Source organism: Streptomyces sp. cg40 (genome assembly GCF_050320165.1).
Taxonomy (GTDB): domain Bacteria; phylum Actinomycetota; class Actinomycetes; order Streptomycetales; family Streptomycetaceae; genus Streptomyces; species Streptomyces hokutonensis.
In genome coordinates this window covers 6,604,377-6,629,255 of sequence record NZ_CP190128.1, presented here as the reverse complement: position 1 = coordinate 6,629,255, position 24,879 = coordinate 6,604,377, and the positions used below count along the sequence as shown (strand labels likewise).

31 protein-coding genes and 1 tRNA gene are annotated in these 24,879 nt (G+C 67.9%); 4 read left to right on the top strand and 28 right to left on the bottom strand.

Translation table 11 applies throughout. From position 1 onward, the window contains the following. Nucleotides 1-66: 66 nt before the first annotated feature. The 3 genes from ACQHII_RS29805 to ACQHII_RS29795 are packed head-to-tail and all read right to left on the bottom strand — an operon-like array spanning nt 67 to nt 2,125. On the bottom strand, nt 67-438 hold the full coding sequence (locus tag ACQHII_RS29805; RefSeq protein WP_427922162.1) for a type II toxin-antitoxin system death-on-curing family toxin: 372 nt from the start codon (nt 436-438) through the stop codon (nt 67-69). After that, nucleotides 438-635 (bottom strand): hypothetical protein, encoded by a 198-nt coding sequence (locus tag ACQHII_RS29800; RefSeq protein WP_093627198.1) that lies wholly within the window; start codon nt 633-635, stop codon nt 438-440. The genes ACQHII_RS29805 and ACQHII_RS29800 overlap by 1 nt, the downstream gene beginning before the upstream one ends. A 32-nt stretch (nt 636-667) precedes the next feature. After that, the gene (locus ACQHII_RS29795; RefSeq protein WP_427922161.1) at nt 668-2,125 is read right to left on the bottom strand and encodes an MFS transporter; all 1,458 of its coding nucleotides are present in this window, start codon (nt 2,123-2,125) and stop codon (nt 668-670) included. A gap of 190 nt (nt 2,126-2,315) precedes the next feature. Here ACQHII_RS29795 and ACQHII_RS29790 point away from each other — a divergent pair. After that, nucleotides 2,316-2,387 (top strand) — tRNA-Cys (locus tag ACQHII_RS29790). Between the two features lie 81 nt (nt 2,388-2,468). On the opposite strand, the gene ACQHII_RS29785 is transcribed toward ACQHII_RS29790, so the two are convergent. The 19 genes from ACQHII_RS29785 to ACQHII_RS29695 all read right to left on the bottom strand — a co-directional run bounded on the left by ACQHII_RS29785 (nt 2,469) and on the right by ACQHII_RS29695 (nt 16,736). Next, entirely contained in the window at nt 2,469-3,062 is a 594-nt protein-coding gene (locus ACQHII_RS29785; RefSeq protein WP_427922160.1) for a hypothetical protein, read from the bottom strand. A 95-nt stretch (nt 3,063-3,157) separates the two neighbouring features. Beyond that, nucleotides 3,158-4,438, bottom strand: a complete 1,281-nt coding sequence (locus ACQHII_RS29780) for a tyrosine-type recombinase/integrase (protein ID WP_427922159.1) — start codon at nt 4,436-4,438, stop codon at nt 3,158-3,160. A gap of 81 nt (nt 4,439-4,519) precedes the next feature. Beyond that, nucleotides 4,520-4,747, bottom strand: coding sequence for an excisionase family DNA-binding protein (locus ACQHII_RS29775; RefSeq protein ID WP_427922158.1), 228 nt, complete (start codon nt 4,745-4,747; stop codon nt 4,520-4,522). A 338-nt stretch (nt 4,748-5,085) separates the two neighbouring features. Beyond that, nucleotides 5,086-6,648, bottom strand: a complete 1,563-nt coding sequence (locus ACQHII_RS29770) for a YfjI family protein (protein ID WP_427922157.1) — start codon at nt 6,646-6,648, stop codon at nt 5,086-5,088. Next, nucleotides 6,645-6,944, bottom strand: a complete 300-nt coding sequence (locus tag ACQHII_RS29765; RefSeq protein WP_427922156.1) for a hypothetical protein — start codon at nt 6,942-6,944, stop codon at nt 6,645-6,647. The genes ACQHII_RS29770 and ACQHII_RS29765 overlap by 4 nt, the downstream gene beginning before the upstream one ends. 20 nt (nt 6,945-6,964) lie before the next feature. Further along, nucleotides 6,965-7,843 (bottom strand): bifunctional DNA primase/polymerase, encoded by an 879-nt coding sequence (locus ACQHII_RS29760; protein ID WP_427922155.1) that lies wholly within the window; start codon nt 7,841-7,843, stop codon nt 6,965-6,967. Further along, nucleotides 7,840-8,598, bottom strand: a complete 759-nt coding sequence (locus ACQHII_RS29755; RefSeq protein WP_427922154.1) for a DNA methylase — start codon at nt 8,596-8,598, stop codon at nt 7,840-7,842. The genes ACQHII_RS29760 and ACQHII_RS29755 overlap by 4 nt, the downstream gene beginning before the upstream one ends. Before the next feature lie 89 nt (nt 8,599-8,687). Beyond that, on the bottom strand, nt 8,688-8,978 hold the full coding sequence (locus tag ACQHII_RS29750) for a hypothetical protein (protein WP_427922153.1): 291 nt from the start codon (nt 8,976-8,978) through the stop codon (nt 8,688-8,690). Between the two features lie 18 nt (nt 8,979-8,996). After that, the gene (locus ACQHII_RS29745; protein ID WP_427922152.1) at nt 8,997-9,464 is read right to left on the bottom strand and encodes a hypothetical protein; all 468 of its coding nucleotides are present in this window, start codon (nt 9,462-9,464) and stop codon (nt 8,997-8,999) included. A gap of 20 nt (nt 9,465-9,484) precedes the next feature. After that, nucleotides 9,485-9,679, bottom strand: a complete 195-nt coding sequence (locus ACQHII_RS29740; protein ID WP_427922151.1) for a hypothetical protein — start codon at nt 9,677-9,679, stop codon at nt 9,485-9,487. Nucleotides 9,680-9,696: 17 nt separating this feature from the next. Beyond that, the gene (locus ACQHII_RS29735; protein ID WP_427922150.1) at nt 9,697-9,948 is read right to left on the bottom strand and encodes a hypothetical protein; all 252 of its coding nucleotides are present in this window, start codon (nt 9,946-9,948) and stop codon (nt 9,697-9,699) included. A gap of 141 nt (nt 9,949-10,089) precedes the next feature. Next, nucleotides 10,090-12,318, bottom strand: a complete 2,229-nt coding sequence (locus ACQHII_RS29730) for a cell division protein FtsK (RefSeq protein WP_427922149.1) — start codon at nt 12,316-12,318, stop codon at nt 10,090-10,092. Between the two features lie 351 nt (nt 12,319-12,669). Next, on the bottom strand, nt 12,670-13,014 hold the full coding sequence (locus tag ACQHII_RS29725) for an RRQRL motif-containing zinc-binding protein (protein WP_427922148.1): 345 nt from the start codon (nt 13,012-13,014) through the stop codon (nt 12,670-12,672). Then, a complete protein-coding gene (locus tag ACQHII_RS29720) occupies nt 13,011-13,625 on the bottom strand; it encodes a GGDEF domain-containing protein (protein WP_427922147.1) in 615 nt (204 codons plus the stop codon). The genes ACQHII_RS29725 and ACQHII_RS29720 overlap by 4 nt, the downstream gene beginning before the upstream one ends. Further along, nucleotides 13,622-14,755 (bottom strand): conjugal transfer protein, encoded by a 1,134-nt coding sequence (locus ACQHII_RS29715; RefSeq protein WP_427922146.1) that lies wholly within the window; start codon nt 14,753-14,755, stop codon nt 13,622-13,624. Before ACQHII_RS29715 ends, ACQHII_RS29720 begins: the two co-directional genes overlap by 4 nt. Continuing rightward, entirely contained in the window at nt 14,752-15,042 is a 291-nt protein-coding gene (locus ACQHII_RS29710) for a hypothetical protein (RefSeq protein ID WP_427925434.1), read from the bottom strand. Before ACQHII_RS29710 ends, ACQHII_RS29715 begins: the two co-directional genes overlap by 4 nt. A gap of 93 nt (nt 15,043-15,135) precedes the next feature. Then, nucleotides 15,136-15,582 (bottom strand): transcriptional regulator, encoded by a 447-nt coding sequence (locus tag ACQHII_RS29705; protein ID WP_427922145.1) that lies wholly within the window; start codon nt 15,580-15,582, stop codon nt 15,136-15,138. A 40-nt stretch (nt 15,583-15,622) separates the two neighbouring features. Beyond that, nucleotides 15,623-16,396, bottom strand: coding sequence for a DUF4097 family beta strand repeat-containing protein (locus ACQHII_RS29700; RefSeq protein ID WP_427922144.1), 774 nt, complete (start codon nt 16,394-16,396; stop codon nt 15,623-15,625). Nucleotides 16,397-16,568: 172 nt separating this feature from the next. Continuing rightward, nucleotides 16,569-16,736: a hypothetical protein gene (locus ACQHII_RS29695; protein ID WP_427922143.1), complete on the bottom strand. Its 168-nt coding sequence runs from the start codon at nt 16,734-16,736 to the stop codon at nt 16,569-16,571. A 524-nt stretch (nt 16,737-17,260) separates the two neighbouring features. On the opposite strand from ACQHII_RS29695, the gene ACQHII_RS29690 reads away from it, so the two are divergent. Together ACQHII_RS29690 and ACQHII_RS29685 are read left to right on the top strand one after the other, a co-directional pair. After that, nucleotides 17,261-18,019, top strand: coding sequence for an XRE family transcriptional regulator (locus ACQHII_RS29690; RefSeq protein ID WP_427922142.1), 759 nt, complete (start codon nt 17,261-17,263; stop codon nt 18,017-18,019). 2 nt (nt 18,020-18,021) lie between these two features. Beyond that, entirely contained in the window at nt 18,022-18,495 is a 474-nt protein-coding gene (locus tag ACQHII_RS29685) for an NUDIX domain-containing protein (RefSeq protein WP_427922141.1), read from the top strand. Here ACQHII_RS29685 and ACQHII_RS29680 read toward each other — a convergent pair. The 4 genes from ACQHII_RS29680 to ACQHII_RS29665 form a co-directional block, all read right to left on the bottom strand. Further along, complete coding sequence (locus tag ACQHII_RS29680) at nt 18,483-19,049, bottom strand: HD domain-containing protein (RefSeq protein WP_427922140.1); 567 nt, start codon at nt 19,047-19,049, stop codon at nt 18,483-18,485. The genes ACQHII_RS29685 and ACQHII_RS29680 overlap by 13 nt on opposite strands. Nucleotide 19,050: 1 nt before the next feature. Next, the gene (locus ACQHII_RS29675; RefSeq protein ID WP_427925433.1) at nt 19,051-19,401 is read right to left on the bottom strand and encodes a GntR family transcriptional regulator; all 351 of its coding nucleotides are present in this window, start codon (nt 19,399-19,401) and stop codon (nt 19,051-19,053) included. 189 nt (nt 19,402-19,590) lie between these two features. Continuing rightward, nucleotides 19,591-20,703 carry an MBL fold metallo-hydrolase gene (locus ACQHII_RS29670; RefSeq protein WP_427922139.1) on the bottom strand — a complete coding sequence of 371 codons (1,113 nt, stop codon included), beginning with the start codon at nt 20,701-20,703 and terminating at the stop codon, nt 19,591-19,593. 525 nt (nt 20,704-21,228) lie between these two features. After that, the gene (locus tag ACQHII_RS29665; protein WP_427922138.1) at nt 21,229-21,957 is read right to left on the bottom strand and encodes a hypothetical protein; all 729 of its coding nucleotides are present in this window, start codon (nt 21,955-21,957) and stop codon (nt 21,229-21,231) included. A gap of 468 nt (nt 21,958-22,425) precedes the next feature. On the opposite strand from ACQHII_RS29665, the gene ACQHII_RS29660 reads away from it, so the two are divergent. Further along, the gene (locus ACQHII_RS29660) at nt 22,426-22,821 is read left to right on the top strand and encodes an AQJ64_40280 family protein (RefSeq protein WP_427922137.1); all 396 of its coding nucleotides are present in this window, start codon (nt 22,426-22,428) and stop codon (nt 22,819-22,821) included. Between the two features lie 9 nt (nt 22,822-22,830). Here ACQHII_RS29660 and ACQHII_RS29655 read toward each other — a convergent pair whose 3' ends face one another. Together ACQHII_RS29655 and ACQHII_RS29650 are read right to left on the bottom strand one after the other, a co-directional pair. Beyond that, entirely contained in the window at nt 22,831-23,538 is a 708-nt protein-coding gene (locus ACQHII_RS29655; protein WP_427922136.1) for a DinB family protein, read from the bottom strand. Between the two features lie 109 nt (nt 23,539-23,647). Beyond that, nucleotides 23,648-24,823, bottom strand: coding sequence for an SUKH-4 family immunity protein (locus ACQHII_RS29650; protein WP_427922135.1), 1,176 nt, complete (start codon nt 24,821-24,823; stop codon nt 23,648-23,650). Nucleotides 24,824-24,879 lie beyond the last annotated feature (56 nt).

Genomic DNA, 24,879 nt, shown 5'->3' with positions numbered 1-24,879 from the left:
GTGTCAACGTGCGGACGACGCCGGGGCTGGTGGGGATGGGACTGAGGTCACAGATCGCGGGAGTGGTCAGCGCCGCGCGTAACGCGGCAGCTGAGCAGCGATCTTGGACACGTCCAGAGCGCCCTGGCAGACGTCCAGCACGAACTGCTCCGCCTCGTCCACGTCGAATTCCGCGTCCAGGGGGTGTCCGTTCATGTGCAGGAAGACCCACGTCGCGTACCAGGCGATGCGCTTGTTCCCGTCCACGAGAGCGTGGTTCCGGGCGAGGGACTCCATGAGTGCGGCGGCTTTCTGCCATACGTCCGGATAGGCGTCCTGCCCGAACACACTCGCCTGGGGGCGCACGAGCGCCGAGTCGAGAAGGCCATAGTCGCGCACTTCGTCCGCTTCGAGGCGCTTCGCGAGGTTCAGCGACTCGGGAAGCGTGAGGTAGTGCATCAGGCCAGCCTCCGGTTCAGCTCGGCGCTGGCCTTCAGCACATGGTCAGCCGCCTCGTTGAACAGTCGCGAGTGCTCATTTATGGCCGCAATCACCGCATCGTGCGCAAAGGCTTGCATGCTGCGCCCCTCCGCCGCCGCGCGATCGCGCAGGGCATCGAGTTCCTCGTCCGTAAACCGCAGGTTCAGTCCAGCCATGCCTCAACGGTACCGCGCGGTACCACGTGGTGTCACCGTGATTCCTTCCGCACCCGCGTGGTCACCCAGGCCCCCACCAACGCCACCCCCGCCATCGGCAGGAACACGGCGGCGAACGCGGCCGGATGCGAGCCGCCGCTCACCGGACCGACCACATGCCCGACCGTGCCCCCGCCCAGCGCACCGAACGCGGCCCCGCCGACGGACAGCAGCACGACATTGGACAGCCCGTCGGAGATCTGCAGCGCGGCCGAGTTGGTGCCGGCCTCCTCCGGCGCGGAGAGCTGGAGCAGCAGCACGCTGGTGGAGGACATCACCAGCCCCATCCCGAAACACCCGAACCCCCACGCGACGGCCATGGTCCACACGGGAACCGTATGGACGAGGACGCTCGGAGCGGCGGCGATCGCACCGGCCACCAGCACCATCCCGAAGGTCATCAGCCGCTCCCGGTACGGCTCGACCCGCGCCCGCGCCTGCACCCACGACCCGAGCGCCCACGTCCCGCCGCCCGCCGCGAGCGAGAACCCGGCCAGCGTCGGCGACAGCCCCCGCTGGGTCACCAGCATCAACGGCACGAAGGACTCGGCCGAGATGAACGCCCCGGCCCCCAGCCCGCGCAACAGCACGACCGAGGGCAGCCCCCGCGCCGCCCGGTACGTACCGCGCGGCAACAGCCCGAGCACGGCCGGCACGAGCAGCGCGACACCCGCGGCGGCCGGGACCAGCGAGAACCACGTCAGATCCTGAGCGGCGTACTGAAAGAGCCCGGCACCGAGCGAGATCCCGAGAGCGAGCCGGATACGACGCCGGTCGAAGGAGCCGGGCGGCTCACCGGTGTCGCCCACGGGCCCGGCCGCCCGCCGCCGTATCTGAGGAAGGGCGAGCGCGACCGGAAACACGACAAGCACGGGAATCCCGATGAACACCCAACGCCAGCCCAGCTGTTCGGTGACCGCGCCGGCGGCGAGCGGCCCGACGACGGACGGCACCACCCAGCTCGCGGCGAACGCGGCCACGATGCCGGGCCGCAACCGCTCCGGATAGGCCCGCCCGATGACGACGTACAGAGCGACGATGACCAGCCCACCGCCCAGCCCCTGCACGGCCCGCCCCAGAATGAACACCCACATGACCTGGGCGGTCCCCGCGACCAGCAACCCGGCGGCGAACGCCCCGATCCCGGTGGTCAACGCCCCGAGCGGCCCCCGCCGGTCCGACCACTGCCCGGCGAACACCATCCCGAACAGACTGGTCGTGAAGTACCCGGAGAACGCGAACGCGTACAACGCCACCCCGTCCAGCTCCCGGGCGGCAACGGGCATGGCCGTCCCAACAGCCGTCGCTTCAAAGGCGATCAACAGCACAACGGACACGATTCCGACGCTGAGCGCCCGATACGACCGCCCCAGCACCCCGCCCCGACACTCGTCGGCCAGGTCGGAAGCAGCATCCGTGACATCGGCGTCACGCGGTTCGAGGACGGTCATGCGGGCCAGCGTAAGGCCCATCCCCCGCCTTGACCCCTGTCGAAAGACGGTCCACGACCGAGACCTTGGTCGTACGACCGCTGCCCCCCCACCCGACCATTCATGAACGCGGTATGGCAGTCCCGTTGCAGCACGACCGGCCCCCTTGTCCCGCCCCACCGCCCGGCCCTACGGTCAACTCACCAACCACGGCCGTGTGCCCGAGTGGTTCAGGGACTCGCCTGCAAAGCGAGTTACGCGGGTTCGATTCCCGCCACGGCCTCTGGATGACTGACCAGGCAAAAGGGAAGGGCGGCACCCCGTATGGGGTGCCGCCCTTTGGCCGTGCGTCTCAGTTTCCGTCTCAGTTGGGGCGTGGGACGGAATGATTTCCCTGCAATGACTCGCTCACAGCATCAATCAGGTCGCTGTGTGCCCGTCCGAGGGTGTACCTCTGCTGCTCCTCACGAGTCCCCCACCCCGCCCTGGTTTCGTCCGTCGCCGTCATGATGCCGTCGGCCCACTCCTCAATCCCTTCGTGGTACTCCTCGATCAACTGCCAGAGCCCACGTGCGGCCTGATGCACCCGAGCGGGTCCGAGGAGACGGAGGGGGAAGTAGGCCCTCCGAATCTCGTTCATGCTGGCGTTATAGGCGCTCCAGACGTCGGGTGATGCCTCGATCTCCAGGTCGAACATGCGCGTGACGTTGGATGCGGCAATGGTGAACCTGTCGTACGCCTCAAGCATGAGGACCGCCGCACGCTTCCTCTCATCCCGCAACCAGTGGTCGTGTTGAGCACGCTCCTGCGTCCGTACCTGTTCGATCGTCGCGCGCGCCGTGGTCTCCGCTCCCAAACGCGCCCCACGGACCGCAGCCAGTCCGCCCATGGCTGCGCCGCCAAGCGCCCCAACCAGCCCGACGCCCGCCGTCACTAGCGCCACAAGTCCTTCATCCATAAGGGAAGGATGTCGCGGCCGGAGAACGGATGCGCACGAGTTTTCGGCAGGTTGAGCCGCACCTCTCATACGAGGAACTGCGGCCCGCAACCGCCCTAACCAGCCGGCACAAGCTTCCCAACGGCTCCACCGCCATCGTCGTCCGGCCGATCCGTCTCGGGCTTCCAGATCAGTCCGTCCACTTGCTTCGCGATGTCCGTCCGCACGGCGTCCACCATGTGCTGATAACGAGCGGCCATGGCCGTTGTCGACCACCCCATGAGGCCCATGACGGCCCGTTCAGGGACACCGAGGATGAGTAGGACCGTGGCGGCCGTGTGGCGCGCGTCGTGCAGCCGACCGTCCCTCACTTTCGCCTCAGCCAAGAGATCCTTCCATTCGGTCCAGTCCCGACGGTGAGACGGACTACGGCCATGCTCATCGGGGAAGACCAGGCCGTTCTCCTCCCACCGCTTCCCGGCCGCTTCCCTCTCACCCTCCTGCACCTTGAGGTGAGCCCGGAGTAGGTCAACAAGCTGTTCGGGAAGTCCGACCGCCCGACGGCCGGCGCGCGATTTGGTAACGGACAGCTCCGGGTTGATCCGTCGCTTCTGTGGGCAATACCCGGCGGCCTTGCGTCCGCAGGGCTCGGGGCACCCGTGGGCATACTGCGGCCGGTGGCGACTACGACGGACCACGAGGAATCCACCGTCAAGGTCCACGTCCACCCACTGCAACCCCAGCACCTCCCCTTGACGCAGGCCGAGTGCGAGGGCGACACCCCACCGCGCGGAGTTGCGGTGTTGGCCAGCTGCCTTCAACAGCCGCTGCACCTCATGGACGGTGTAGGGCTCCACCTCGTGATCCCCCGTTTTCGGCGCCTTGGCCAACTGCACCGGGTTCTTGCCAAGATGACCGCGCCGCACCGCTTCGTTGAGCGCGGTCCGGAAGGTCCGGTGCACCTGGTGTGCGGTCGCGGGCTTGCTGCCGTTGGCCTGCATCTTGGCGTAGAACACCTCGATGTGCTCGGGCTTGAGCCTGTCGAGACGGTGAGCACCCAAGCCGGGAATGAGGTGCTTCCGGACGGCCACGCGGTACCCAACCATCGTGTTGTCGTTAACGGCGAGGGGCGCGACGTTCTCAACCCAGTGCGTCAGCCACGCCTTGACCGTCCACGCCTTGCCGGGCTTCCGCACGGTCTTGGCGTCTCGCTGCTTCTCCAGTTCTCGGACAGCCTCCGCTACCTCGGTCTTGGTCTTGCGCTCGACATGGCGGCGGTCCGGCGTGCCGTCGTCGCGTACGCCCACGGTGACGCGGCCGTGCCATTTGCCGTCGTTGCCGAAGTAGATCGAGCTTCGGCCGTTCGGCTGTCGGGTGCGCTTCTTGTCCTCTGCCACAGGCAGGCTCCTGTTTCTTGGTGTCGGGATGGAGACCGGGGCGGCGGGCTGTCCTGTCCGGGAGTGCCGCCCCGGGCGTCGTCAAGCGGCGCGTTGGGCGATGCGGAGACGGGCCGCGTACTCGGCCGGCGCGTCGACCGGGACCCGGCGAAGTCCACCGACCATGACGGACTCCAGTTCTCCGGTACGGATGAGCCCGAAGCACGTGGTCCGGCCGATGCGGAGTCGGCGAGCAGCCTCTTTGACGGTGAGGAAGACGAGGGTCGGGTCGTCGTCGGCGGGAAGGTCGGGGGGCTCGTGTTCGTCCATGGCTCACTCCTGTGAGGCTGGTTCAGGGACAGGTGCCGCCGCACAAACCGCAAAATCCGCAGAAATACCAGAGATGGGCGCTGACCTGCGGCGTTGCGGTGTGTGGGTGGTGGTGGGTGGTGCTCCGCAGAAATCCGCGATATTCCGCAAAAATCAGGGGCGGCCGTCGGCCGGTCCCCGGCCGGTGGGGTGGTGCTCGGTTTTTTGCGGAATATCGCGGGATTGTGCGACGGGCCCCGGTCGGGATGGAGCAGGGGTCCCGTCGCAGGTCAGCGGGGTGTCTCGGCTTTTCTGCGGATTTTGCGGTTTGTGCGGGAGGGGTTGAGGGCGAGGGCAGGTCACCGGCCGCGATGGCGGAGGGCGGGGTGGGCCAAGAGGCGGGGCGCCGGGGGCCGTCCGCGCTTGCCGGTCTTCTCGGGTTGGTAGGAGCGCACGTATCCGTGCTCTTCCAGCAACGCAACGGCCGGTTCGAGGTCGGCGACGGTGGGGACCTCGCTGCGGGACAGGGCGCTGAAGAGGTCCCGTCGGCTGACGTCCTCCCACCCGTTGTCCCTCAGCGCTTCCAGCACGCTGCGGGCACGGCCGACGACCGGGTCGGCGCCCATGGCGTCGAACACGGCGAGGGCGTGGGCGGTGTAGTACTCCCCCAGTTCGATGGCCGCGTTCATGGTGGCCTCGGTCACGGGGTGGGCGTAGCCGTTGCCGCCGTGTTCGGCGAGGTGCAGCAGCGCGGCCATGCGGGCGGTCGCTCCGGCGAGTTTTCCGGCCCAGTCGGTGATGTGGCCCAGCCGCCCGCCGCGCGTCTTGAGCCACGGTTCGACCCGTTCTTGATAGGTGATCAGGGCCGCGTCCGCCTCGGGGGTGAGCTGGATGAGCGCCGGGTCGGTCCATCCCGCGAGGGACAGGGTGAGGTCGATGACCCGGGCGGTGTAGGTGGCGGCTGTCTGCTCGGGGACGGGGTCGGTGATGACCTTGCGGTCACCGACCGTCGACACCGGCAGTGAGTACAGGAAGCGGCCCAACAGTCCGCGTCCCTTCCCGCCCTTGATCTTCCCCATGTCCACCAGCACGTCGGGCTGCACGGCCAGGCCCATGGTCAGGGCGGGGGCGTCGACGTACTCACGCCTGGTCTGCCGGTTCACCCTCAGACGGCCCCCGGCGTGGCCTTTGAGGAAGACCTCCATGTTGGGACTGCCGGAGTAGCGGCCGGCGATGATGTCGAAGATCCCGCCCTCGTCACTCATCACCGACAGCCGGCCGCCCTGTTCCGCGATGAGCGAGGTGACCGTCTCGGGTGTGCAGTCGTCCGCCAGCAGGAGGGGTTCGGCCGGCACGGTGAGGGTGTCGGCGGTCTGCGCGAGTCCGACGGCGGTGGCCACCATCTCGTCGCGCTTGTCGCCGTCGGCGGACGCGGCCCGCGCGGTGGCCTTCTCCGCCGCTTCCTTGGCCAGCCGCGCCGTCAGCTCCGCTTCCACGATCATGGGCTTCATGGCCGCTTTGAGCTGCTTCTCCGCCTCGTACAGGGGGTTGGTCAGGAGGGAGAAGACGGCGGTCTTGCGGTTGCCGGGCGGGAGCGCGACCACGGTGTAGAGGTTGGTGGGCTCGCGCCAGTTGCCCCGTACGTGAACCACGGACCGGCCGCCGGCGGCCGTGGCGAGCACGGCGAGGGCGATCGATCCGGCGAGGTCCGCCGGGGTCTGGGTCTCCTCCGCGACGGCCGCCACGAACTCCCCCAGCCATGTGGGGAAGACGTGGGCGGGGAACGCGGGTCGCTCGCGGCGGCCGGTGAGGGGGATGGGGTCCTCCCACACGTCCGGGGCCGTGTCGTCCTCGCCGGGCGGGTCTTCCAGGGTGGGCAGTCCGGCCCACAGGTCGGGGCTGTCCACAGGCTGTGGAGTCATGAGGCGGCCCTCCCTTCGGCGGTGGTGGTGTGGCGGCAGATCCCGACGATGACGCGGGCGGTGAGCCTGGCGACGGCGGCATGTCCCCGGGCGCGTTCGTGCTGCCCGCAGGCGCACAGCCAGTCCGCGACGGGGACGCCCTCCAACTGGACTTGGAGACCCGGGGTGATGCCGGTGACGGTGACCGTGTGCGGGTCAGAACCAACGGCAGAAAGGACGCCCTTGCGGGCGGCGACCCCCGGTTCGCCCACGCGCGGCCGTGGCGGGCCCTGTACGGCGCCCTGACGGCCTTTCATGGGGGTTCGTGATGCTTTATTCATGCCACGCGCTCGACAGCCGTCTCAAGGCCGTTGGTGACCGCGCGGCGCGCGTACCGCTCCGGGACGCCCACGGAGACGGCGGCGGTGACGATCTCCTCACCGATCGCCGCGAGTCCGCACGGTCCCGGGCAGGCGATGTGCTGTGCGGCCAGGAACCGGGCGACGCCGAACGCCTGGGACCCGGCACCGGATTCGGTGCGGGCCCGTACCAGGGCGAGGCCACGGTCAAGGCCGGTGCGAACGTAACTCTCGGTGTGGCGGCACCCGGTGGCCACCTCCCGCGACCACGTGGCGCGGACGGGGAGAGAAGAGGCCACCCCACGCGGCGGCGGGGTGGTGTCTTCCTTTACGACCAGGGCGCGCACGGCGTCCGGCAGGGCCGTCACGGGTCCGGTTCCGGGTCCCAGCCAACGGGCGTAGGACATCAGGGACTTGATGTCGACGCCGGGCCGGACCGCGTTGTGCGAGGGCATGACGCCCCGGTAGATCCAGTGCTGCCCGCGCGTCGTCGGCACGACCCGGGTCACGGGCAGGGTCTCGCGGGCCCACGCGACGGCGGCCGTGTTGTCGAGGTCGACCACGGTCAGCCCGGCCCCGCCGGGGTGGTAGCCGACACAGACGGCCCGCTCCCAAGCCGCCGTCCACAACGGCGAGGTCACAACGGCGGGGTCGATTGTGGCGGCGGCCCACGCGTGGCACGGCGCGGGGCAGTGGCAGGCGCCGGCGCGCTTCATGTTCGGCCGCCCGCCGCACGCGTTCCCCACGCACGCACGGCAGTTGCCGAACGGCACCTTCCCCTCCCGCAGCGGCAGCACCGGCACGCCGAACGCGGCGAGGTACAGCGCGGTCCGCAGGTGGGCGATCACGGTGCTCATGCGACCGCCCCCAGCGTCCCCACGCCGGCGAGGAACGCGCGGCCGATGAACTCGCTGTAGGCGGGCGGGATGGCCTCGGTCAGTTCCTCGCGGACGTCGGTCCACGTGATGCCCATCGCGGCCTGAAGCTCCGGCACGGTGGGCTTGCCGCCGCCGTTGCCGTACGCGGCGACGTAGGGGCCGTCGAAGTAGGCGCCGTGCCGCCAGCCGCGTACGCGGCCCCGGTGCTGCACGTGCGCCGGCTGCACGACGGTCCAGCGGCCCAACTCGAAGTTGCGGTGCCGGATGACCCCGAGACCGAACATCTCGCCGCACAGGGTGAGGTCTTTGCGGATCTCCGCGCGCCCGTTGGGCTGCTCGATGACGTACGGCAGTCCGGTGAGTTCAAGCAGCGCGCGGGTCGGGGCGACCAGATCGACGTGGGTGCCGCCCCATCCCTGGGAGGCGTTGGTGCCCACGGTGAGCGTGCACTTGTCCTGGCAGGGCGGGGAGGCGTGCACGAACGCGTACCGGTGGATCTCCTCGGTCGCGATCAGGTGGGCGAGGTAGGTGAGCGCGTCGCCCCGGTGGTAGGGGAAGGGATAGTTCGGGCGGTCGGCGGTGTCGCAGCCGTCCACGGCGAACCCGGCATCCTCGTACCCCTTGCCAGCGCCGCCAGCGCACGAGAACAGGTCCAGCAGGCGCGGCCGGGACAGTCCCCACGATCGGGTGGCTGGAGCCAAGGGGCTCTCGCCGAAAACGTTCAGTTGGGCCATGCTGTAGGTCTCCTGATTCTGTTTCGTCGGGACTGGAGACCGTGGGCGGTGGGCTGTCCTTGTCCGGGAGCCGCCGCCCACGGGCAGAGCTAGAAAGGCGGCTCGTCGCTGTAGCCGCCGGGTCCCCACGGGTCACGGCCGGTCGCGCGGCGACGCAGCCACCGGGGCCGGCGCGGCAGGGGCATCAGGACCCAGCGCCGGGACTCGTTCCAGCACTCGCACGGCTCCCACTCGTCACCGGCGTACTCGCCGTTGTCATCGCCGTACGGGTGCTCGATGCCGCCGAATCCCCCGCAGTTGGAGCAGTCGGGGCGGGGCGTGTCGGTCAGGACCAGGGCCCGGCGGGGCCAGTGGGCGACCTGAATGCGCAGTCGGTTCACGGGTGTTGGTCTCCCTTGTCAGCCGTAGAACTTGTTGCGCTTGATGACGGCCTTGCGGATGTTGACCGTGGTTCCGCCGTGGTGGCCGCTCGCGCTGAACACCTGCACGGCGATCCAGCCGCCGAAGATGACGGCGGCGAGGATGACGAGTTGGGTGATCAGGGCGGTCAGGGCGGTGATGAACGCGGTGAGCATGAGCAGTCCGCCGCACACGGCGAGGAACCCGACGCCCCCGAGGGCGACGTTCACCGCCGCGCGTGAGACGGGCGGCTTGGCGGCGACCGGTTCGGGCTTGGCGGGCTCCATGGCGTAGCCGGTGACGACGCGGCCGTCGGGAAGGACGATGCTCGTCACGGCCGGGATGGTGCCCGGCTGCACGGGCATGAGCGGGGCGGTGTGGGCGGGGACGATCGGGGTGGGGGTGTGGACTTCGACGGCGGCCGTCTCGTACCGGGCCGGGCGGCCGTACGCGGTCGGTTCGTTCACGGTGGAGATCTCCCTTCGGGTCAGCGGCCGATGCCGGGCACGGCGTCGGTGACGGCGGTGACGAGCTGGTTGACGGTGTCGGCCGCGCCGGTGTGGGCGAGGTAGAAGCCGAAGAGCGCGACGACGACGGCCGCGCCGGCGCCGACCGCGCGGAAGCGCAGCAACAGGCCGACCACGACGGCGAGCAAGAGGATGAGCGGGATGGTGAGCGTCACGGGTGTCTCCGAGCGGGTCAGCGGGTGCCGGCGCGGTAGGTGCGCGCGGCGCGGTTGTAGATCCAGCGGCCGACGCGTATGCGCTTGCCGGTCGCGTCGCAGCGGCGGCAGTCCTTGCCGCGCTTGACGTGTCCCTTGCGGTTGGTCTTCAGGTCGTGGCCCATGCCGTGGCACTTGCGGCAGTCTCCGAACGGGCTCAGCCAGCACTTGACGCTGTAACACAACGTGACGACGAGTAGGCAGGCGATAGCGAGCAGGGGAAGGCTCATCACAGGGCCTCTCAGGGTGGTTTTGAGGGTTTCCGCAGGTCGGCCGCTAGCCGCTAGCTAGCTGATCAGGCCTGGTTTGGGTCGCTAGCAGGGTCGCTAGCGCTAGCGACGGTCACCGCTAGCGCTAGCGACCCTGCGGGGCTATCCGGCGTCCCGATTTTCGTTGCGCTGAGTAATCGCTGCGGCGAGGTCGTCGCGCTTGATGCCGCGCTTGTTGACGGTCTTGCCGTCGATGCGGCGGGCGATCTGGTCGGTGCCGACGCCGAACGGCTTGAGCGCCGCGGTGAGCGCTTCGGCCTTGGGCTTGGCGTCCAGTTCGGCCCACGGACCGTAGACGTCGGGGCGCAGGTCGGCGAGGCGGTCCACGATGGTCTCCGACCACACCTTGGCCTCGCCCTTGCCCAGCACGGCCGCCACGTCGTCCAGGACCGTGGCGGACACCTCCGGTGCCGGAGCCTCGCCCGCCGCGTCGCCGGACAGCGTGCCTTCCGCCTCCCGCAGTGCAGCCGCGCGGGTCAGGATGCGTTCGGCGTCGCGGCCGTCGGCGAGGTAGGTGCGCACGATCCCGGAGTCGTCGGACATGCCCTTGAGCAGACCGACGCCCTTGTGGGACTTGAGCAGCTTGGACGCGTCCAGACCCTCGCCATAGGACCCGGCGCCGAGGATGACGTCGGAGACCTGGTAGGCGCCGACCCGCAGGGCGAACCGGGCTTGGTGCTGATCGCGCAGCTCCGAGGGGCACGCCTTGTCGTCCGGCTTCTGCGTCGACGTCATCACGCTCACCCCGACCGCCGGGGCGACCCGGGCGAGGTAGACCATCAGGGACAGGATCTCCTTGCCGTGCTCGGGGTGGGTCAGGTACTCCTGAACCTCGTCCACCACGAACAGGGTCAGGGGCATGTTCAGCTTCTTGTCCCGGCTGATCTCCGGGGTGAGCTTGCCCTCCGGGCAGACGTGCAGCGGCAGTTCGGACAACCGGTGGTAGCGGTCCTCAACGTCCGCCTTCAACTCCCGCAGCGACGTGAGCAGATGCCCCACCGGGTCGATGCCGTTCTTCGGCACGATGCCGAACCCGATGCGGTGCGCGACCAGCGCGAACTTGCGCCAGTCCGGCGACGCCTTCCCGTCGAACACGTACAACCTGACGTACGGGTCCAACGCGGCGGCGAGCGCGATCGTGCGGGCAGAGAACGTCTTGCCCTGACGCGGCACAGCCCCGACCAGCAACGACAGCCACAACATGGTGGCCATGACCGCGTTGCCGCGCTCGTCCACGCCCCACGGGAACGGCTTCCAGAAGTCCACCCGCGTCGCCCCCAACAGGGGAGACTTGCCCGACGGCACGGCGAGCGGGTCGCGGTCGGCGATCCAGTACGAGATACGCCGGTTGCTCGTCTCGTCCTTGTCCAGGAAGAGTTGAGTGGGGGCGATGTCCAGACCGGACGCGAGCCGGCCGTGAGCCTTGAGCGCGTCTTGGAAGTGCTTGCCGTACGGCAGATCCACGATCACGCGCCAGCCGTCCCCGTCCCGGCCGATCGGCCTCGGGAACGCGATGGACTGATCCTTTTCCGTCAGCCCCGCGACCTCGTGCGCACGGATGACGATGTCCGACGACAGCTTGCGCTTGCGGAACGTCACCTTGGCGAGGTCGATGAGCGGTCGGTCCGCCGGCGCCCCGACCGCACCCAGGGTGGTCGTGAACGTGGCCAGGGCGAGCAGCAGCAGCCAGGACGGCGCCATGACGAACAGGGTCAGCGTGGCGGCGAGGCCGACGATCCCGGCGACGGTCGCGACGATCCCGCGCAGGCGGACGCGGTCGTTGCGCTGCCGCGACAGCTTCAGGTACTCGGCAGCGTCCTCGTTGGCCACGGAGTGCAGACGCAGCGACTTGCCTTCTGCGTCGAACACCCACCGGCCGATCGCGGCCGACCAGCGCCACGCCCCGCGCGGCGAGTACCACAGCACCTTCGGCGTGTAGATGCACGGCAGGCGTACGGCGTGGTAGCCGATCACAGCCGAGTAGTGGCGAACGGCCCACTTGCGGACGGCAGTTCGCTGGTCGGGGAGCTTCACCCAGTCCGGCAGCACCGGCATGCGGGCCTTGTCCTTGGCTTCCATCCATTCCGCGACCGAGGGCGGGTAGACCTCGCGGGGCGGGTCGGCCGGCGCCCCCTCGGTCAATCCTTCGGCCTCGGGGTCGTCGGTGTCGGGGAGTTCGGCCTCCCACTCCCCCGGCTTGACCGTGCCCTCGCTCGGGGCGGCCGAGTCTGGGTCGGTCTTCTTCCTGAGCGGGAACGGCAGCACGGCGGCCGTCGGCTGTTCGGTGCCTTCCGGGTCCCCGGTGGGCGTGGAGGTGGTGGTCTCGGTCACGATGTACGTACTCCTTCGGGAGTCGAAGGGTCCGGCCGGCTTGCTGTAGGAGGCGGACGGCCGGACCCGGGATTCAGAGGATCGAGCCAGTGGCACCGCAACAGGGCGAACAGGGTGTTCGCCTTGCGCGGTGGGGCTCGTGCAGGACTCTGGCTGTGCCTCGGTCGGCATCGCTAGAGCGAACGGGGCTCATTTCGGGGGTCATTCAGAAACTCCACTAGTGGATCTGGCGCTTGTTCGCCCGGACTTGCACCACTTTCGGCACCACGGTTTGCCGTGCGGAGCGCCGGATGAATGACCCTCTCTATGAGCTGCTTCACCCCTTGACACAGCCTGTTGCTTTCCTTGGAGTCAGGCGGCGGCGCGCTGTTCTTCGGGATAGGCGCAGGTCACGCACATGCCGAGGGTGGACGGGATGACGTATCCGGCGTCCCGGTGGCACTCGGGGCAGGTGCGGCGGGCGCGCATCATCGCGGCATGGGCCCGCCACCGGCCCGCCGTCATCGGCCGGACCGGTTGGGCGAGGTCGACGCGGTACAGGTAGGCGACAAGCGGCGGGCGGCCCCGTCGCCGGGGGCGTTCGAGCTGGGCGGCGACGTCCTGTCCACCGGGGCGCAGGTCACGGGCCCGCAGTTGGCGGCGGGTGGCGTAGCCGTCCGGGGCGAGGTGCCACCGGAAGACCGGCAGCGTGCTCATGCCGCGCCGCGCCGTCCGGGACGACGTCCGGCCACCGACCCGAGCAACCGCCCGAGACGCGCCCGGCGAGGACCAGACCGCCCCGACCGCTTGGCCGCGTACATGGCTTCATCGGCACGGCGCAGCAGTGCGGACAGGTCCTCGCCGGGGTGGTCGGCCGCGCGTACCCACCCCAGCGAGACCGTGGTGTGCACGTCGGGGGCGGTGTCGACCGGCCGGGCGAGAACGCGGGCGAGGGTGTGCAGCCGGTCGGGCATCGTGGCGTCGCGGTCGATGACGACGGCGGCGAATTCGTCCCCACCCAGCCGTCCCACGACACCGCGCGGGGTGGTGCCGTGTGCGAGGCGGCCGGCGATCGTGGCGAGCAGCGCGTCACCGGCCGCATGCCCGTGGGTGTCGTTGATCTGCTTGAAGTGGTCGACGTCCGCCAGCACCACCACGGCGCGCGGGTCGCGCAGCAGGCGGCGGGCCCGCCGGGTGAACGCGTCCCGCGTCCACAACCCGGTGAGCGGGTCGCGGCGGGCGGTGGTCAACCGGCTGTGCAGCCACCGGGCATGGACCGCCCACCCGACGGCGGGCACGGCCGGTAAGAGCGCGGCGAGGGTACTCACGGCGTCACCATCCCGGCGCGTTCGGCGAGCAGAGCGTCACGCAGCATGCGGGCGTTGGCGGGCGAGGTGCGCAGGGCCCGACGGATGCCCTCCCCGGTCACCTGAGCATCCGTCAGACCGGCCGTAGCCTTGCGTGCTTGCGCCATGAGCTGTTCGGTAGTGCGGCGGGTGCGGGGGGACTTGGCGGCGACCGGGACACGGCCCGTCGCCCGACGCGGCGCGGTCGACGCGGCCGGGACCGAGCGGGAGGGCGCCGGGGCGATCGGCACCGGCTTCACCGCCGGGACGGCGGCGGGCATCGGCTTCGTGCCGACGCCCGACTTTCCGAGGTCGACCGGCGCCGGGTCGGGCACCACAAGCCGCGTCACCACGAACGTGGGAGTGCTCGATACAAGCAGGTCAGAGGTAGACCGTTCTCGACTGCTTCCAGCCGATTCCTCCGCATTCGTGACAACGTCGGAAACCGGGGCGAGAGCGGGGGCAGTGCCACCGAACATCGACGCGAGCGCCGCGTCCGCGCCGTCCGTCACCCGATCGCGCTGGACGTCCAACAGCCTTGACCCGAGGGCCACGTCACCGACGCCGACCTTGCGCGCCAGTCGCCACGACTTGCGGTCGGACCGCTTACGAACCTTGGTGTCGGGGTGGTTGGCGGCACGGGCGCGGTGGTAGGCGAGGGCCTGCACGACGGCGGCGGCCTTGCGCTCGCTCTCCGCGTCGCGGCCATCCGTGTGGACGACGATGCGGCGCGCGAGGAACGCCATGCCCTCGGCAGAGACGCACATGCCCATAGGGGTGATGGCGTAGATGACGGTACGGCCCGCGTCGGGACCGGCCATCGCGGCCATGACCGAAGCGGCGGCCGGCAGCGCCCACAACCCGAGGCGCACGATGTGCGGGGAGGACTGACCCAGCATGGTCAGTCCCAGCAGAACCAGGGCCAGAACGGCGGTCGCGCCCTCGCCGGCGGCGAGCGCCCCCAGGGCCGTGCCCGTGCCGTAGGCGTGTCCGATGTTGCTGTACGTGCCGATCCCGCCGACCACACCCGTGGCAAGCATCGGCAGGAACGCGCACCCCAGCACGAACTTCTGAGCGCCCGTCAGGGGCTTGCGGGTCTGTGGGGTGTTCATGCCGCTTCCCCCGTCATCGGACGGGAGGCGCGAGCGGACCGCAGGAACGGCACAGTACGGGTCAGCGCGTCCGCGTACAGGGCGTCCCAGCCGGCGACCTCGTCACCGACCATTGCCTCGGCACGCAGGTCGGCGAGGATGTCACGAGCCGCGTCCTCGCGGGCGGCACGCTCGCCGTCCGTCTCGAACTCCAGCGGGCCCCGGAACAGGTCGACGTCGATGCCGAGCGCCAGTTCCGCGAACTCGAAGTCGCCGTGCGCTTCCTGGCCGGCGACGAAAGTGCGCATACGCATGGTGGGGTCTCTCCTTGGATACGTCGGGAAGGGCGCGGGGCGGTCGGTTGTCCTGTCCGGGAGCGACCGCCCCGCGAAGAACGGGGGTCAGACGGTGGCGATGATGAGCGCGGCGACCAGGAGCCACAGGTGGTGGAAGGACTGGTCAAGCGCATAGGCGCCGGTACCGATGTGCGGGTTGTCGTCACGGCCGGCGCGCGGGGCACCCAGCCGGTAGAACTCGCCCTTGCCCATCACCCGGGCCAGCCACGCGAGCGTGGAACGGCGGTCGGCCCACCCATGCGAGGCCGCGTCGACCGCGAGGCCGACGACGACGCCGGGCACCGACAGGTGCAGCCCCAACAGGGCGGCGGCCGGGAGGAGCGCGGCGAGCTTGGTGAGCGTCAGGGTGGCGACGTGCCGGGCGTCCGCGAGGCGGCCGACCCATCCGGGACGGCCCTTGTGCGCGGACTGGTGCGGGGTCTGCACCCAGTGGTCCCCCACGCTGTGGGCGACGTACAGGGTGATGAACACGGCGGCGAAGGTGGCGGCCATCGGGGCGACTCCAAGTCGAGGTGGAAGTGCCGGGCGATGGTCAGCCGTTGCGGACGCGGCCGGAGACGGTGTGGGCGGACACGCTCAGGTGCCGGGCACCGGTCAGGCGGACGTCGCCGGAGACGCTGTGGGCGCTGACGTGCCCGGAGGCGCCTTTGGTGGCCTGCACCTCGATGTCCCCGGACGTGGTGCCGAGGGTGGCGGCCTGTCCGTCGTACAGGTCGATGCCGATGTCACCGGACACCGACTGCGCGGTGATCTGCCCGGTGATGCGGCCGGCGTGGATGTCGCCGGAGGTGGTGTTGGCCCGCAGCTCCCGCACCCCGTCGGCGTTCAGGTCGCCGGAGACGGAACGGAACTCGATCCGGTCGACGTAGCCGAAGACTTCGGCGTCGGCGGACTGAGAGACGACCGCGAGGGAGGAGTGCGGGGGCAGGCACACTGTGGCTTCGATCGGGCTCACGGTCTGCATGGCGTTCGTGCCGCCGGAGACGACGCGGCCGTTGATGATGGTCATGCCGGTCATCGAGCCGTAGACCGTGCTGACGTTCTGCACGAAGCGGTTGCCGCGTCGGCTCTGCACCATCACGTTGGCGGGCATCTCCGGCACCTCGATGCCGAACGCCTGCCCGTTCTGCCGGCTACGGGCCCGGTTCACGGCGTCGGCCGCCGGGCCGGTGCTGTCGTCGGTACGCAGGACCACACGGGCGGTGGTCAGGCTGTCGAGCACCTGCACGCGAACGCTGCCGACCGGCAGCGACAGGCCCAGCACGATGGGGCCGGAGGTCTCGGAGACGAAAACGTGCTCGGTCATGGGCTACTGCTCCTGACTGCGTCGGGATAGGAGACCGGGCGCGGCGGGATGTCCTTGTCCGGGAGCCGCCGCGCTCGGTAAGCAGGCCAGCGCCGCAAGAAGCGGCGGGCCACGTGCCCCCGCCGGGAGTCGAACCCGGCGTTGCGACCATCGGGGCGGTGGTGCGGGACGTTCAGTCGTTCTGCTCGCTGCCGTGGTCCTCGGTACCGGCGCTCATGACGACGTCGCCGTTGACGACGCCACCGGACACCCCGACCTGGTCACCCATCACGACCGAGCCACCAAAGGTGATCTCGCCGTCGCCGAAGTTGAAGACCGCACCGCCGTTGTCGCCGCTCATCTGCATCTCCTCAGTGCGTTCGGAACGTGCCAGCGGCCGTGTGACCGCAGTGCCCCGGCCGGGAGTCGAACCCGACCCGAAGACCATCGAGGCTGAAGCGAGGACGAACCCTCGCGAACGTGCTGCGCATGTCAGATCGATCAATGCCAGTCACCGCCCCGCAGGGCGGATCCGGGCAGGTCACCCGGCCCGACATGGTCGGTCGGGGTGGTGACCCGCACCCATCGACCACCCGTGTTCAGGTGGCTGGGTCGGCACTCTGTTGAGTTCTCAAGGAACCAGCGCTGTCTTCGTACTCACCCCTGCGGGCTTTCCTCCGGGCGCCGCGTTGCAGTACCTGTTTTACAGGTACTGCATAGGGGTCCGTCAAGTACACCGACGGAACCTCTTGGCTTTGCGCCAGGACTTCTTGGCGCACCATCAGAATCGCCCCAGGTCAGGGGACTTGGTTACCCCATGCGTGGACGTCCGAAGGACGTCTAGGTACCTTCAAGACGTCCCTAGACGTCCCACCAGGAGTACAGATGTCCAACGAGCGCTTGCGGTCAGCCCTGTTGGCGCAGGGCATGACGGTTCAGGATCTGGCCGACGCCATCAACGTCAACGCGAAGACCGTCGAACGCTGGATCACGCAGGGGAAGGTCCCGTATCGGCGACACCAGTACGCGACAGCGTCAGTCCTGGCGGTCAACGTGACGACCCTTTGGGACGACTCCCGCGCCGTCGAAAGCGCTGCGGACATGAGCAAGGCGGAGATCGTCACCATTTACCCGCACCGCCACATGGTGCCTGCGGGGCTCTGGCGCGAGATGTACGGACGGGCAAGGCTGCGAATGGACATCCTGGTCTACGCGGGGTTGTGGCTGTCGGAAGATCCCCAGTTCATCGACCTTCTCAAGGCGAAGGCTGAAGAGACCGCTCAAATCCGGATCTTGCTTGGCGACCCTGACTGCCCAGCAGTTCAGCAGCGCGGGATAGACGAAGGTCACCGGATCATGGGCGGCAAGATCCGAAATGCCCTGATGAACTACCGCCCGCTCTTCACGAGCCATCCGGCCATCCACTTCCGGTTGCACGACGCGACGCTGTACAACTCGCTCTTCCGGTCGGATGACGAGATGTTGGTGAACACCCACGTCTACGGAATCGGCGCCTACATGGCCCCCGTACTGCACCTGCGGCGCATGCCCGGCGGCGGGCTCTTCGACACCTACGCGAATAGCATCGAACAGACCTGGGGAGGCGCGCGCCAGGTGACGGAACACGACCTCACGGGAGCTTGAGCATGGGACGCATCGACTACTTGCACGACCCCGACGCACCGCCGGCCAACTCTGTGGTGCCATCCGTCGTGGCGTTCGTGCAGAACGACGCGGCCCAAGTGCTGATGATCCAGCGGTCCGACAACGGGCGTTGGGCACTACCCGGTGGCGGGCACGACGTCGGCGAATCCATCAGCGACACCGTGGTGCGCGAGGTCTGGGAAGAGACCGGGATCAAGGCGGAAGTCGTCGACCTGTCCGGGATCTACACAGACCCGGGTCACGTGATGCAGTACGACGATGGAGAGATCCGCCAGCAGTTCAGCATCTGTTTCCGCGCGCGGCCCGTCGGCGGCGAGGTGCGTACGAGCAACGAGACAACTCAGGTCCGATGGGTGGACCCATCGGACCTGTCGAAGTTGGACATCCACCCCACGATGCGCCTCCGGATCGAGCACGCCATGGACCGGACCCGCCCGGTTCCCTACATCGGCTGACGCTTCGCAGCGGCGACCCGTTCGAGCACGCGCGACGTACTCGCCAGAATCTCCGGTTCGGCGCGACGGATGAACGTGCCGATCAAGCTGTCCGGCCCGTAGCGACCGGTGATCTCGTTGATGCGGTCCACGGGATTCGTGGGCGTCCCGTCCGGCGTCGTGTTCATGTCGCAGTAGCAGAGCGCGTCGTTGAGCTCAGCGCTCTCTCTCGGGAACTCGGCCTCAAGTTCCTCGCGCAGCCCCCGGGCGTCCGCTTCCATCCACGAACAGGAGTGATGGGCGACAAGGTGCACGACCCGCGCATCAGCTTCCGCGACATCCCTCAGGTAGCGGGCCCCGTCAAGGGGATGGAATCCCGTTTTGGCGAGGTCAGGCGCGTAGCCGATGTCGTGCAGCACAGCAGCAGCTTCCAGCAACTCCGCATCCTCGCCGAGGATGAGCGCGAGCGTACGCGCACGCTCGGCCACTCCGAGGCAATGGTTCCAGCGACGCGGCAGCGGCTCAGCCAGCAAGGACTCAGCCAGGGGATACGCCCACTCCGTCAGCTCCGACAAGCTACGAACGCTCCTCTCGATTCGGCACAGTGCGGACGGTCCGCACCTTGCCTTGTCCTCCACTCGCGAGCACGCCAGCGGCCTCCAGTTTGTCGAGCGCCTTTGTCACAGTCGGGCGCGAGGCTCCGAATCTGGTTGCAAGAGCAGATGCGCTAGGGAAGGGTGCCCCGACTTCTAGGCGATCATCCACGATGACGGACGCAATCCGGTCCTCAAGCGGGCGCCGATCGATCCCGTCTCCCGACCGGATGACGCGCCAACGCTCACCGGGTACCGGCTCCGCATCCCCACGCCTCCGAAGCACTTGGAACGCACGGAGTACGACACCACGTGAGACGGCGTACTCGTCCATGAGATCCGAGACCGAGGGCAGCGTTGCCATGGCCTGGTCGTCGTCGATCTGTGTCTTCAATGCGTCCGCGATCTGCTGGAAGGTCCCCCGCGGGCTCGCTGCCTGCGACACTCGCTCTCCGTCTCCCTCACTCACACCCGATTTCAATGCAGTAAGTGTCGCACTGATCAGATCGACGACTGACGAGACCTAGGGAGCTCTCAGTTGTGCGGCCGGGGCAAAATTGTCAACGCGCCAAGCAACTCCGGCCATCGGGGTTCGCGCTCGCAGGTGGCCAATGACACCATAGGGATCTCGGGGATTCTTTGCCATTGTGCCAAGCTTGGCGGCCTGTCTCCTAAATGCATTGTTCGGAGTAGGTTGGCGCGGAGAAGTGATCCAAGCCTTATCTGTACGGTTAAGAAAATATGCAATTTCATCATCATTGGGCACATTTGATCCGCCCCCACGAAACGGCGCAATAAAAACAACCGGCATGTCGGCTAGAAGTTTTTCCCACAAACCATCATGATGAGACGTCTTAGAGCCGTGATGCGCAGCCTTATAAAGGGTTGCAGGCTCAGCGAAATTGAAGTTCTGCAATACCGCTTTCCAGCCGCACCCCGCAGGCCCACGGAGAATATCCGCACCAAGCAGCACACTCACCTCGCCTGCGGTCGCCCACAGCGCGACAGATGCCTCATTAGGATTGTAAGTCGAGCGGCGAGTACGCTCCCCCATCTCATACAGGTGATTTCCCGCCAGGGCTTCCAGGGACCGCGTGACAGCTTGCTCTGAGGGCGACAGGGCAGTTACACGCGCCGCCGGAACAGCGCAAACAGCAGGCAGGTCCAGCAGCACCTTGTTTTCTTCGGCGCGACGACCAGGGCGAATACCTGCCTTGTTTTTTCGCTGCTGAATAATTTCAAATATGCGCCTATATTCCTTATAGGAGGCCGTGTCAGTGACTCCGGCAATATCGCGATCGGCCTCGACAAGCGCAAAGAATTCACGATTCATCAAGGCTTGCGATGTAACGATAGTGGCCGCTGAACAAGCCTCAACAATTTCCGCGATTCCATCGAAATGGTCATCGTGAGCGTGAGTCGCAACGACGGCAAGTACCTCGGTCGCGAGATCAACACCAATTCCCCGAAGGTAGTCCAGGGCAGCAACCTTGCGGGTGCGCTGATCACGGCATGAGTCTACGACTATCCATCGGCGTGCACCAAGGTGCACAACCACCGACTCTCCCTTGCCTGGCCCGAAAAGCGAGACCTCGAACTCATCAGGCGCGGGCGGTTCAATCGAAAAGCTGGTCAAGGCTCTCCATGAGGGCATCGGCTTTTGCGTACACGTCCTGCATTTCCTTCCGGGTGATGCGCCCCAACCGTCGGAGCCGGAGGCTCTCAGTTCGAGTCGGCCGTGCACTCCGGGACTTTACGGTACGCACTGATAGATAAAACACATCACCCGGTACGGCACTAGCGGCATCCGAGCCGAGCAATTCTAGATCAAAGTCTGCCGTTATGGGCATTCCATCGCGATCAATCGGGTACAGCTCCGCAGCGAACAATCCATCCTCAATAGAGAGGATTTTCCCCTCCCACTTGTCCAAGCCAGTAACAGTGCGCAGCACGCTCGGCCGCATGTATGGAGTTTGTGAACTCCAGGTCGACGTGCGCACGCGGGGCTGCCCGGTCTGAGTGGGCGCCTGTATTGCGGGAGTCGAGTTTAGAGGCTCGTCTACATCTGGAACCAGTCGCACTGGAGAATCCACAGAAGCAGGCGAGGTAAGCGAACTGCTGCTATTTTCCTGATTCGGCGGTATGAATGACGTGGCGGTCCTCATTGATGTCCCCCCGTCACGGCTCCTGAGAGCGCAACGCGATCGATAATGGACTGAGCACGGAGTCGGGAAGCGCTAAATCTTTCAGTCAGGATTTTAGCGGCGACGGCAATCTTGTCGGCAGACCGATCTAGATTGGTCTGCTCAGAGGACGTTGGCATCGTACGACGAGTAGGAACCCGTGCCTGTGTGAGGGTGTAGTGATCGTTGACGGAGACGAACACGCCAGTCTGCACCACGACTGAGGGTTGGACCTGAACGTTGACAGCACCGCTGTATCCGTCGTTCCGTGCGCCACAGATACCGAGGTTCTGCATTCCAGGCAAGTGCAGCACCTCGCTCCACACATCCTTGGGCGCTAGGGCATCACCGATGGCATGCCACTCATCGAACGTTACCGAGAAATGCACCAAACGATTGACACCCATTGCACTGATCTTCGAAGTCCCCCCTGACAACAAGATCCCGGCAGCCAAATCCCTAGCCGCCTCGACATCGTTAACAGCTTCAGTAGTGATCTCAAGGTTCTCAGGCGTCACTTTGAGCTGAATCGAGCCGAAACTGACGGCAGTCACACTAGGGCTGATAAGTTCAATTACATAAGACTCATAGTCTTCGGGGCCGATCAGGTCCATCTGACGTAGCCAACGTGGCGTGACAAGGAGCGGGTCAAACTCGCCCAGAACTACCACCGTCATGACGTCGCTGGCCAGTTCCGGCTTGTTCACGTGGCTCCTTCCCTTTCGCGATCTTGGTCGGACCCGGCCGTCCGCCTCGGCATGGTATCCGTTGCAGCACAGGTGAGGACATGGTCTCGGCGTCGTCTCCCCCAAAGGGGCTCTCCATCAGCCGCTTGACCAGCCAGTATCTAGAGTCGGGCCGCTGTGCGCGGCAAGATGCGCATGTACTGGCCGGCGAGCGAAGGCAGCGCTGGCCGTCTCAGTTTCCGTCTCATTCATCCCCGTACGCAACCATCCAGAGCCGTTCATCGCGTCCGCCGATCGCCATCTGCGCACCGGTCTGAACGCGTGCGAACGAGTACGAAACATTCCCTGACCATCACAGACAAACCTGCAAAGCGAGTTACGCGGGTTCGATTCCCGCCACGGCCTCCAATATCTGCCTGTCTGCCTGTCTGCCGTCCGAGCGGCTCGGGCAACCTTCCCAGGCGCCAAGTCGTCTTGCTCCGCATGGAGATGACAAGCCTGAGCACGCCGGTGACATGGGTCGACGCGCGGGACGCGCTGCCTTCGAGCGGTACGCCTGTGGCAGCCGCGATCACCGGGCAGTATCCGGCGGACAGTGCGGACGGTGACGCCGAGGGCGGTGTCGCTCTGGGTGAGGAATTCTGGCTGGTGCGGCCCATGTACTTCGCCTCTCTGCACTTCGGCGCGGACGGGGCGGAGCACCGGGACTGCTTCGTCGACTCCGACGGGGTCGTCCGGCTGGTCTATGGGCTCGGCAGTGCCGAGACCGTGACCCATTGGGCCGAACTGCCCACTCTGCCGGGCGGGATGACGACCCGTGCGGTTCTCGGGGAAGGTGTGCAGGCGGCTCTCCGGCGGGCTTGGAGCGCTCAGCCCGGTAGCTGACTCACCTCATCACGACCTCGCACGCCACAGGTCCCGCAGCAGTGCGATCTCCGCCATGTGGTGGATGAACTCCAGGTTGGCTCCCGCCACGACGGCTATGTACGGGTCGTCGGGGTCGGAGCCGTACGGGTATTGGGAGAAGCCGACCACGTCCGACTGGTCCTCCGTCACCGTGGCTACGGCTGCCCGCCAGCGGTCGATCACCGGCCAGAGGCCGTCCAGGGTCAGGGACGCGGAGGGGCTGAAGTCGACCATCCGCTTGGGGTCCCGGCGTCGCTCGCCGAACGTCCACTCCCACGCCCCAGCGAACTGGAAGTGAAGGTGGCCCAGGCGCCACGCGATTGTTGTGATCGGGGTCGAGTCCGGTTCGGGTTCGCCCGTGTGGGCGAGGACCTGTTCGACCCGTTCGACGGTCACGCTCCAGTCCTCGGCGATCTTGTCGACGGTCATGCCGTCGGCGGCCTGGCGGGCGACCTCGGCGTACTCGCTCGCCGGGATGTCCGGCGCGCCCAGGTCGAGGACCCACTCGCCCGGTCCGAACGCTCTCGGTGTCACCGCCTCGCTCCGGCGGCGGAGGGACCAGCAGTCGGGTGCCGGCTCCCAGAGGTACTCCTCGTCGCCGAGTCCCGTCAGCCGGACCTCGGCCATCTCCCGGGCCTTGTCGAACTGCTCCAGCAGCACGCCCAGCCGGCCGGTCCGTGTGTGCTCGGTGTCCATGTCCCGTTCCCCCTCGCCGCGTTGCGGTCAGGCGGAGGGACGGTAGCGGCTCGCCTCGCTTCCGCACGAACGAGTTTCGCCGCCGACCGAGACCGCATCCCCGTCCGCGTCAGAGCACCCCTCCCGCCTCGTCCTGGAACGCCTCCGTCCAGTAGTGCGGGTGGCGTCGGCCGGCCGCTCCGGTCCCTCGGCCCGTCGGGTCCACCGTCGACAGGGTCTGGAGCATCGTCGTGGCCAACTGGTCGTACGCCTCCGCCGTCAGCTCGCCCGAGAGGTTCGCGTCGATCGCCCTCTCGCGGTGAAGCAGCCAGAGGGTGAAGGCGAGGGTCGAGACGTCCGTGTTGAGGGGAGCCAGCGTCGCCTCCGGCTCGCTCCAGGTCAGGATCTCGCCCGTCGCGCCGTCCACCACCAGGCTGTTGTCCTCGACCAGATAGCCGAGACGGATCAACTCGTCGGCGCGGGCCGGGAGTTCGTCGGAGGGCTCGTCCTCGTAGAACTCGGACAGGGTCGGGAGCGGGACGTCCGTGTCCAGCTGGAAGAGGAGCGCGTCCTCGGGCAGGCCCGTCTCGCGCAGGAAGCGGCGGGTCGGCTCGTGGGTGAGCGTGGCCGGGAAGTCGACCTCCTCGAAGCGGGCGACCGTGCCCTGGCCGAACTCCTGGTCCAGCAGGCGGGCCGGGATGTCGAGGGTCAGGCCCGATGTCGTGCCGGGGCCCGCGACCAGGGCCAGCGGGCGGATCAGGGCCGCCGCCTTCCAGAACGGGGGCACCTCGCCGTCCGTCTCCGACTCGAAGATCGAGAGCAGGTGGCGTGACGCCTCCGCCACTGTCTGCGCGCCGTGACGGCCCTCGTAGGACGCGAACTGGCCGCTCAGGGCGGTCAGTTCGTCGGTGGTCGTGGTGAAGCGGGCCAGCGTTTCGATCGACGGGGCCAGCGGGCCGGTCTCCATCAGGTCCGGGCGGTCGTGGAAGAAGTACGTCGTGGCGATCTCGCCCGTCTCGCCGTCCAGCAGGATCGACTCCGCCTCACCGCCGTCGGGTCCCCACAGCGCGCCTATCACCAGCTGGTCCCGGAGCTCCGCCGCCAGCGGGTCGGGATCGCCCAGCGAGTCCGCGACCGTCCGCAGGCCCTCCCTGCGCAGCTCCTCGAACGTCAACAGGCCGCTGTCGCCCGGCAGTCCGGGGCCGGTCAGCCAGCGGCGCGTGGACGCGTGCGTGACGTACGGATCGAGATCGTCCTCGGTCAAGGTGATCGTGGCCGCCGTAGAACCGGCGTCGGTCCTGCTCATCGCTCCCCCGTGCATGGTTCCCCCGTGCGTGAATCTTCCCCGTGCGGCACCGGTGT

Excerpts from the sequence above, each read along its gene's own strand:
- ACQHII_RS29805 (WP_427922162.1), bottom strand. The coding sequence starts at position 438 with ATGCACTACCTCACGCTTCCCGAGTCGCTGAACCTCGCGAAGCGCCTC.
- ACQHII_RS29800 (WP_093627198.1), bottom strand. The coding sequence starts at position 635 with ATGGCTGGACTGAACCTGCGGTTTACGGACGAGGAACTCGATGCCCTG.
- ACQHII_RS29795 (WP_427922161.1), bottom strand. The coding sequence starts at position 2,125 with ATGACCGTCCTCGAACCGCGTGACGCCGATGTCACGGATGCTGCTTCC.
- ACQHII_RS29785 (WP_427922160.1), bottom strand. The coding sequence starts at position 3,062 with ATGGATGAAGGACTTGTGGCGCTAGTGACGGCGGGCGTCGGGCTGGTT.
- ACQHII_RS29775 (WP_427922158.1), bottom strand. The coding sequence starts at position 4,747 with ATGGACGAACACGAGCCCCCCGACCTTCCCGCCGACGACGACCCGACC.
- ACQHII_RS29770 (WP_427922157.1), bottom strand. The coding sequence starts at position 6,648 with ATGACTCCACAGCCTGTGGACAGCCCCGACCTGTGGGCCGGACTGCCC.
- ACQHII_RS29765 (WP_427922156.1), bottom strand. The coding sequence starts at position 6,944 with ATGAAAGGCCGTCAGGGCGCCGTACAGGGCCCGCCACGGCCGCGCGTG.
- ACQHII_RS29760 (WP_427922155.1), bottom strand. The coding sequence starts at position 7,843 with ATGAGCACCGTGATCGCCCACCTGCGGACCGCGCTGTACCTCGCCGCG.
- ACQHII_RS29755 (WP_427922154.1), bottom strand. The coding sequence starts at position 8,598 with ATGGCCCAACTGAACGTTTTCGGCGAGAGCCCCTTGGCTCCAGCCACC.
- ACQHII_RS29735 (WP_427922150.1), bottom strand. The coding sequence starts at position 9,948 with ATGAGCCTTCCCCTGCTCGCTATCGCCTGCCTACTCGTCGTCACGTTG.
- ACQHII_RS29725 (WP_427922148.1), bottom strand. The coding sequence starts at position 13,014 with ATGAGCACGCTGCCGGTCTTCCGGTGGCACCTCGCCCCGGACGGCTAC.
- ACQHII_RS29715 (WP_427922146.1), bottom strand. The coding sequence starts at position 14,755 with ATGAACACCCCACAGACCCGCAAGCCCCTGACGGGCGCTCAGAAGTTC.
- ACQHII_RS29710 (WP_427925434.1), bottom strand. The coding sequence starts at position 15,042 with ATGCGCACTTTCGTCGCCGGCCAGGAAGCGCACGGCGACTTCGAGTTC.
- ACQHII_RS29705 (WP_427922145.1), bottom strand. The coding sequence starts at position 15,582 with ATGGCCGCCACCTTCGCCGCCGTGTTCATCACCCTGTACGTCGCCCAC.
- ACQHII_RS29700 (WP_427922144.1), bottom strand. The coding sequence starts at position 16,396 with ATGACCGAGCACGTTTTCGTCTCCGAGACCTCCGGCCCCATCGTGCTG.
- ACQHII_RS29695 (WP_427922143.1), bottom strand. The coding sequence starts at position 16,736 with ATGAGCGGCGACAACGGCGGTGCGGTCTTCAACTTCGGCGACGGCGAG.
- ACQHII_RS29690 (WP_427922142.1), top strand. The coding sequence starts at position 17,261 with ATGTCCAACGAGCGCTTGCGGTCAGCCCTGTTGGCGCAGGGCATGACG.
- ACQHII_RS29685 (WP_427922141.1), top strand. The coding sequence starts at position 18,022 with ATGGGACGCATCGACTACTTGCACGACCCCGACGCACCGCCGGCCAAC.
- ACQHII_RS29675 (WP_427925433.1), bottom strand. The coding sequence starts at position 19,401 with ATGGACGAGTACGCCGTCTCACGTGGTGTCGTACTCCGTGCGTTCCAA.
- ACQHII_RS29660 (WP_427922137.1), top strand. The coding sequence starts at position 22,426 with ATGACAAGCCTGAGCACGCCGGTGACATGGGTCGACGCGCGGGACGCG.
- ACQHII_RS29655 (WP_427922136.1), bottom strand. The coding sequence starts at position 23,538 with ATGGACACCGAGCACACACGGACCGGCCGGCTGGGCGTGCTGCTGGAG.
- ACQHII_RS29650 (WP_427922135.1), bottom strand. The coding sequence starts at position 24,823 with ATGAGCAGGACCGACGCCGGTTCTACGGCGGCCACGATCACCTTGACC.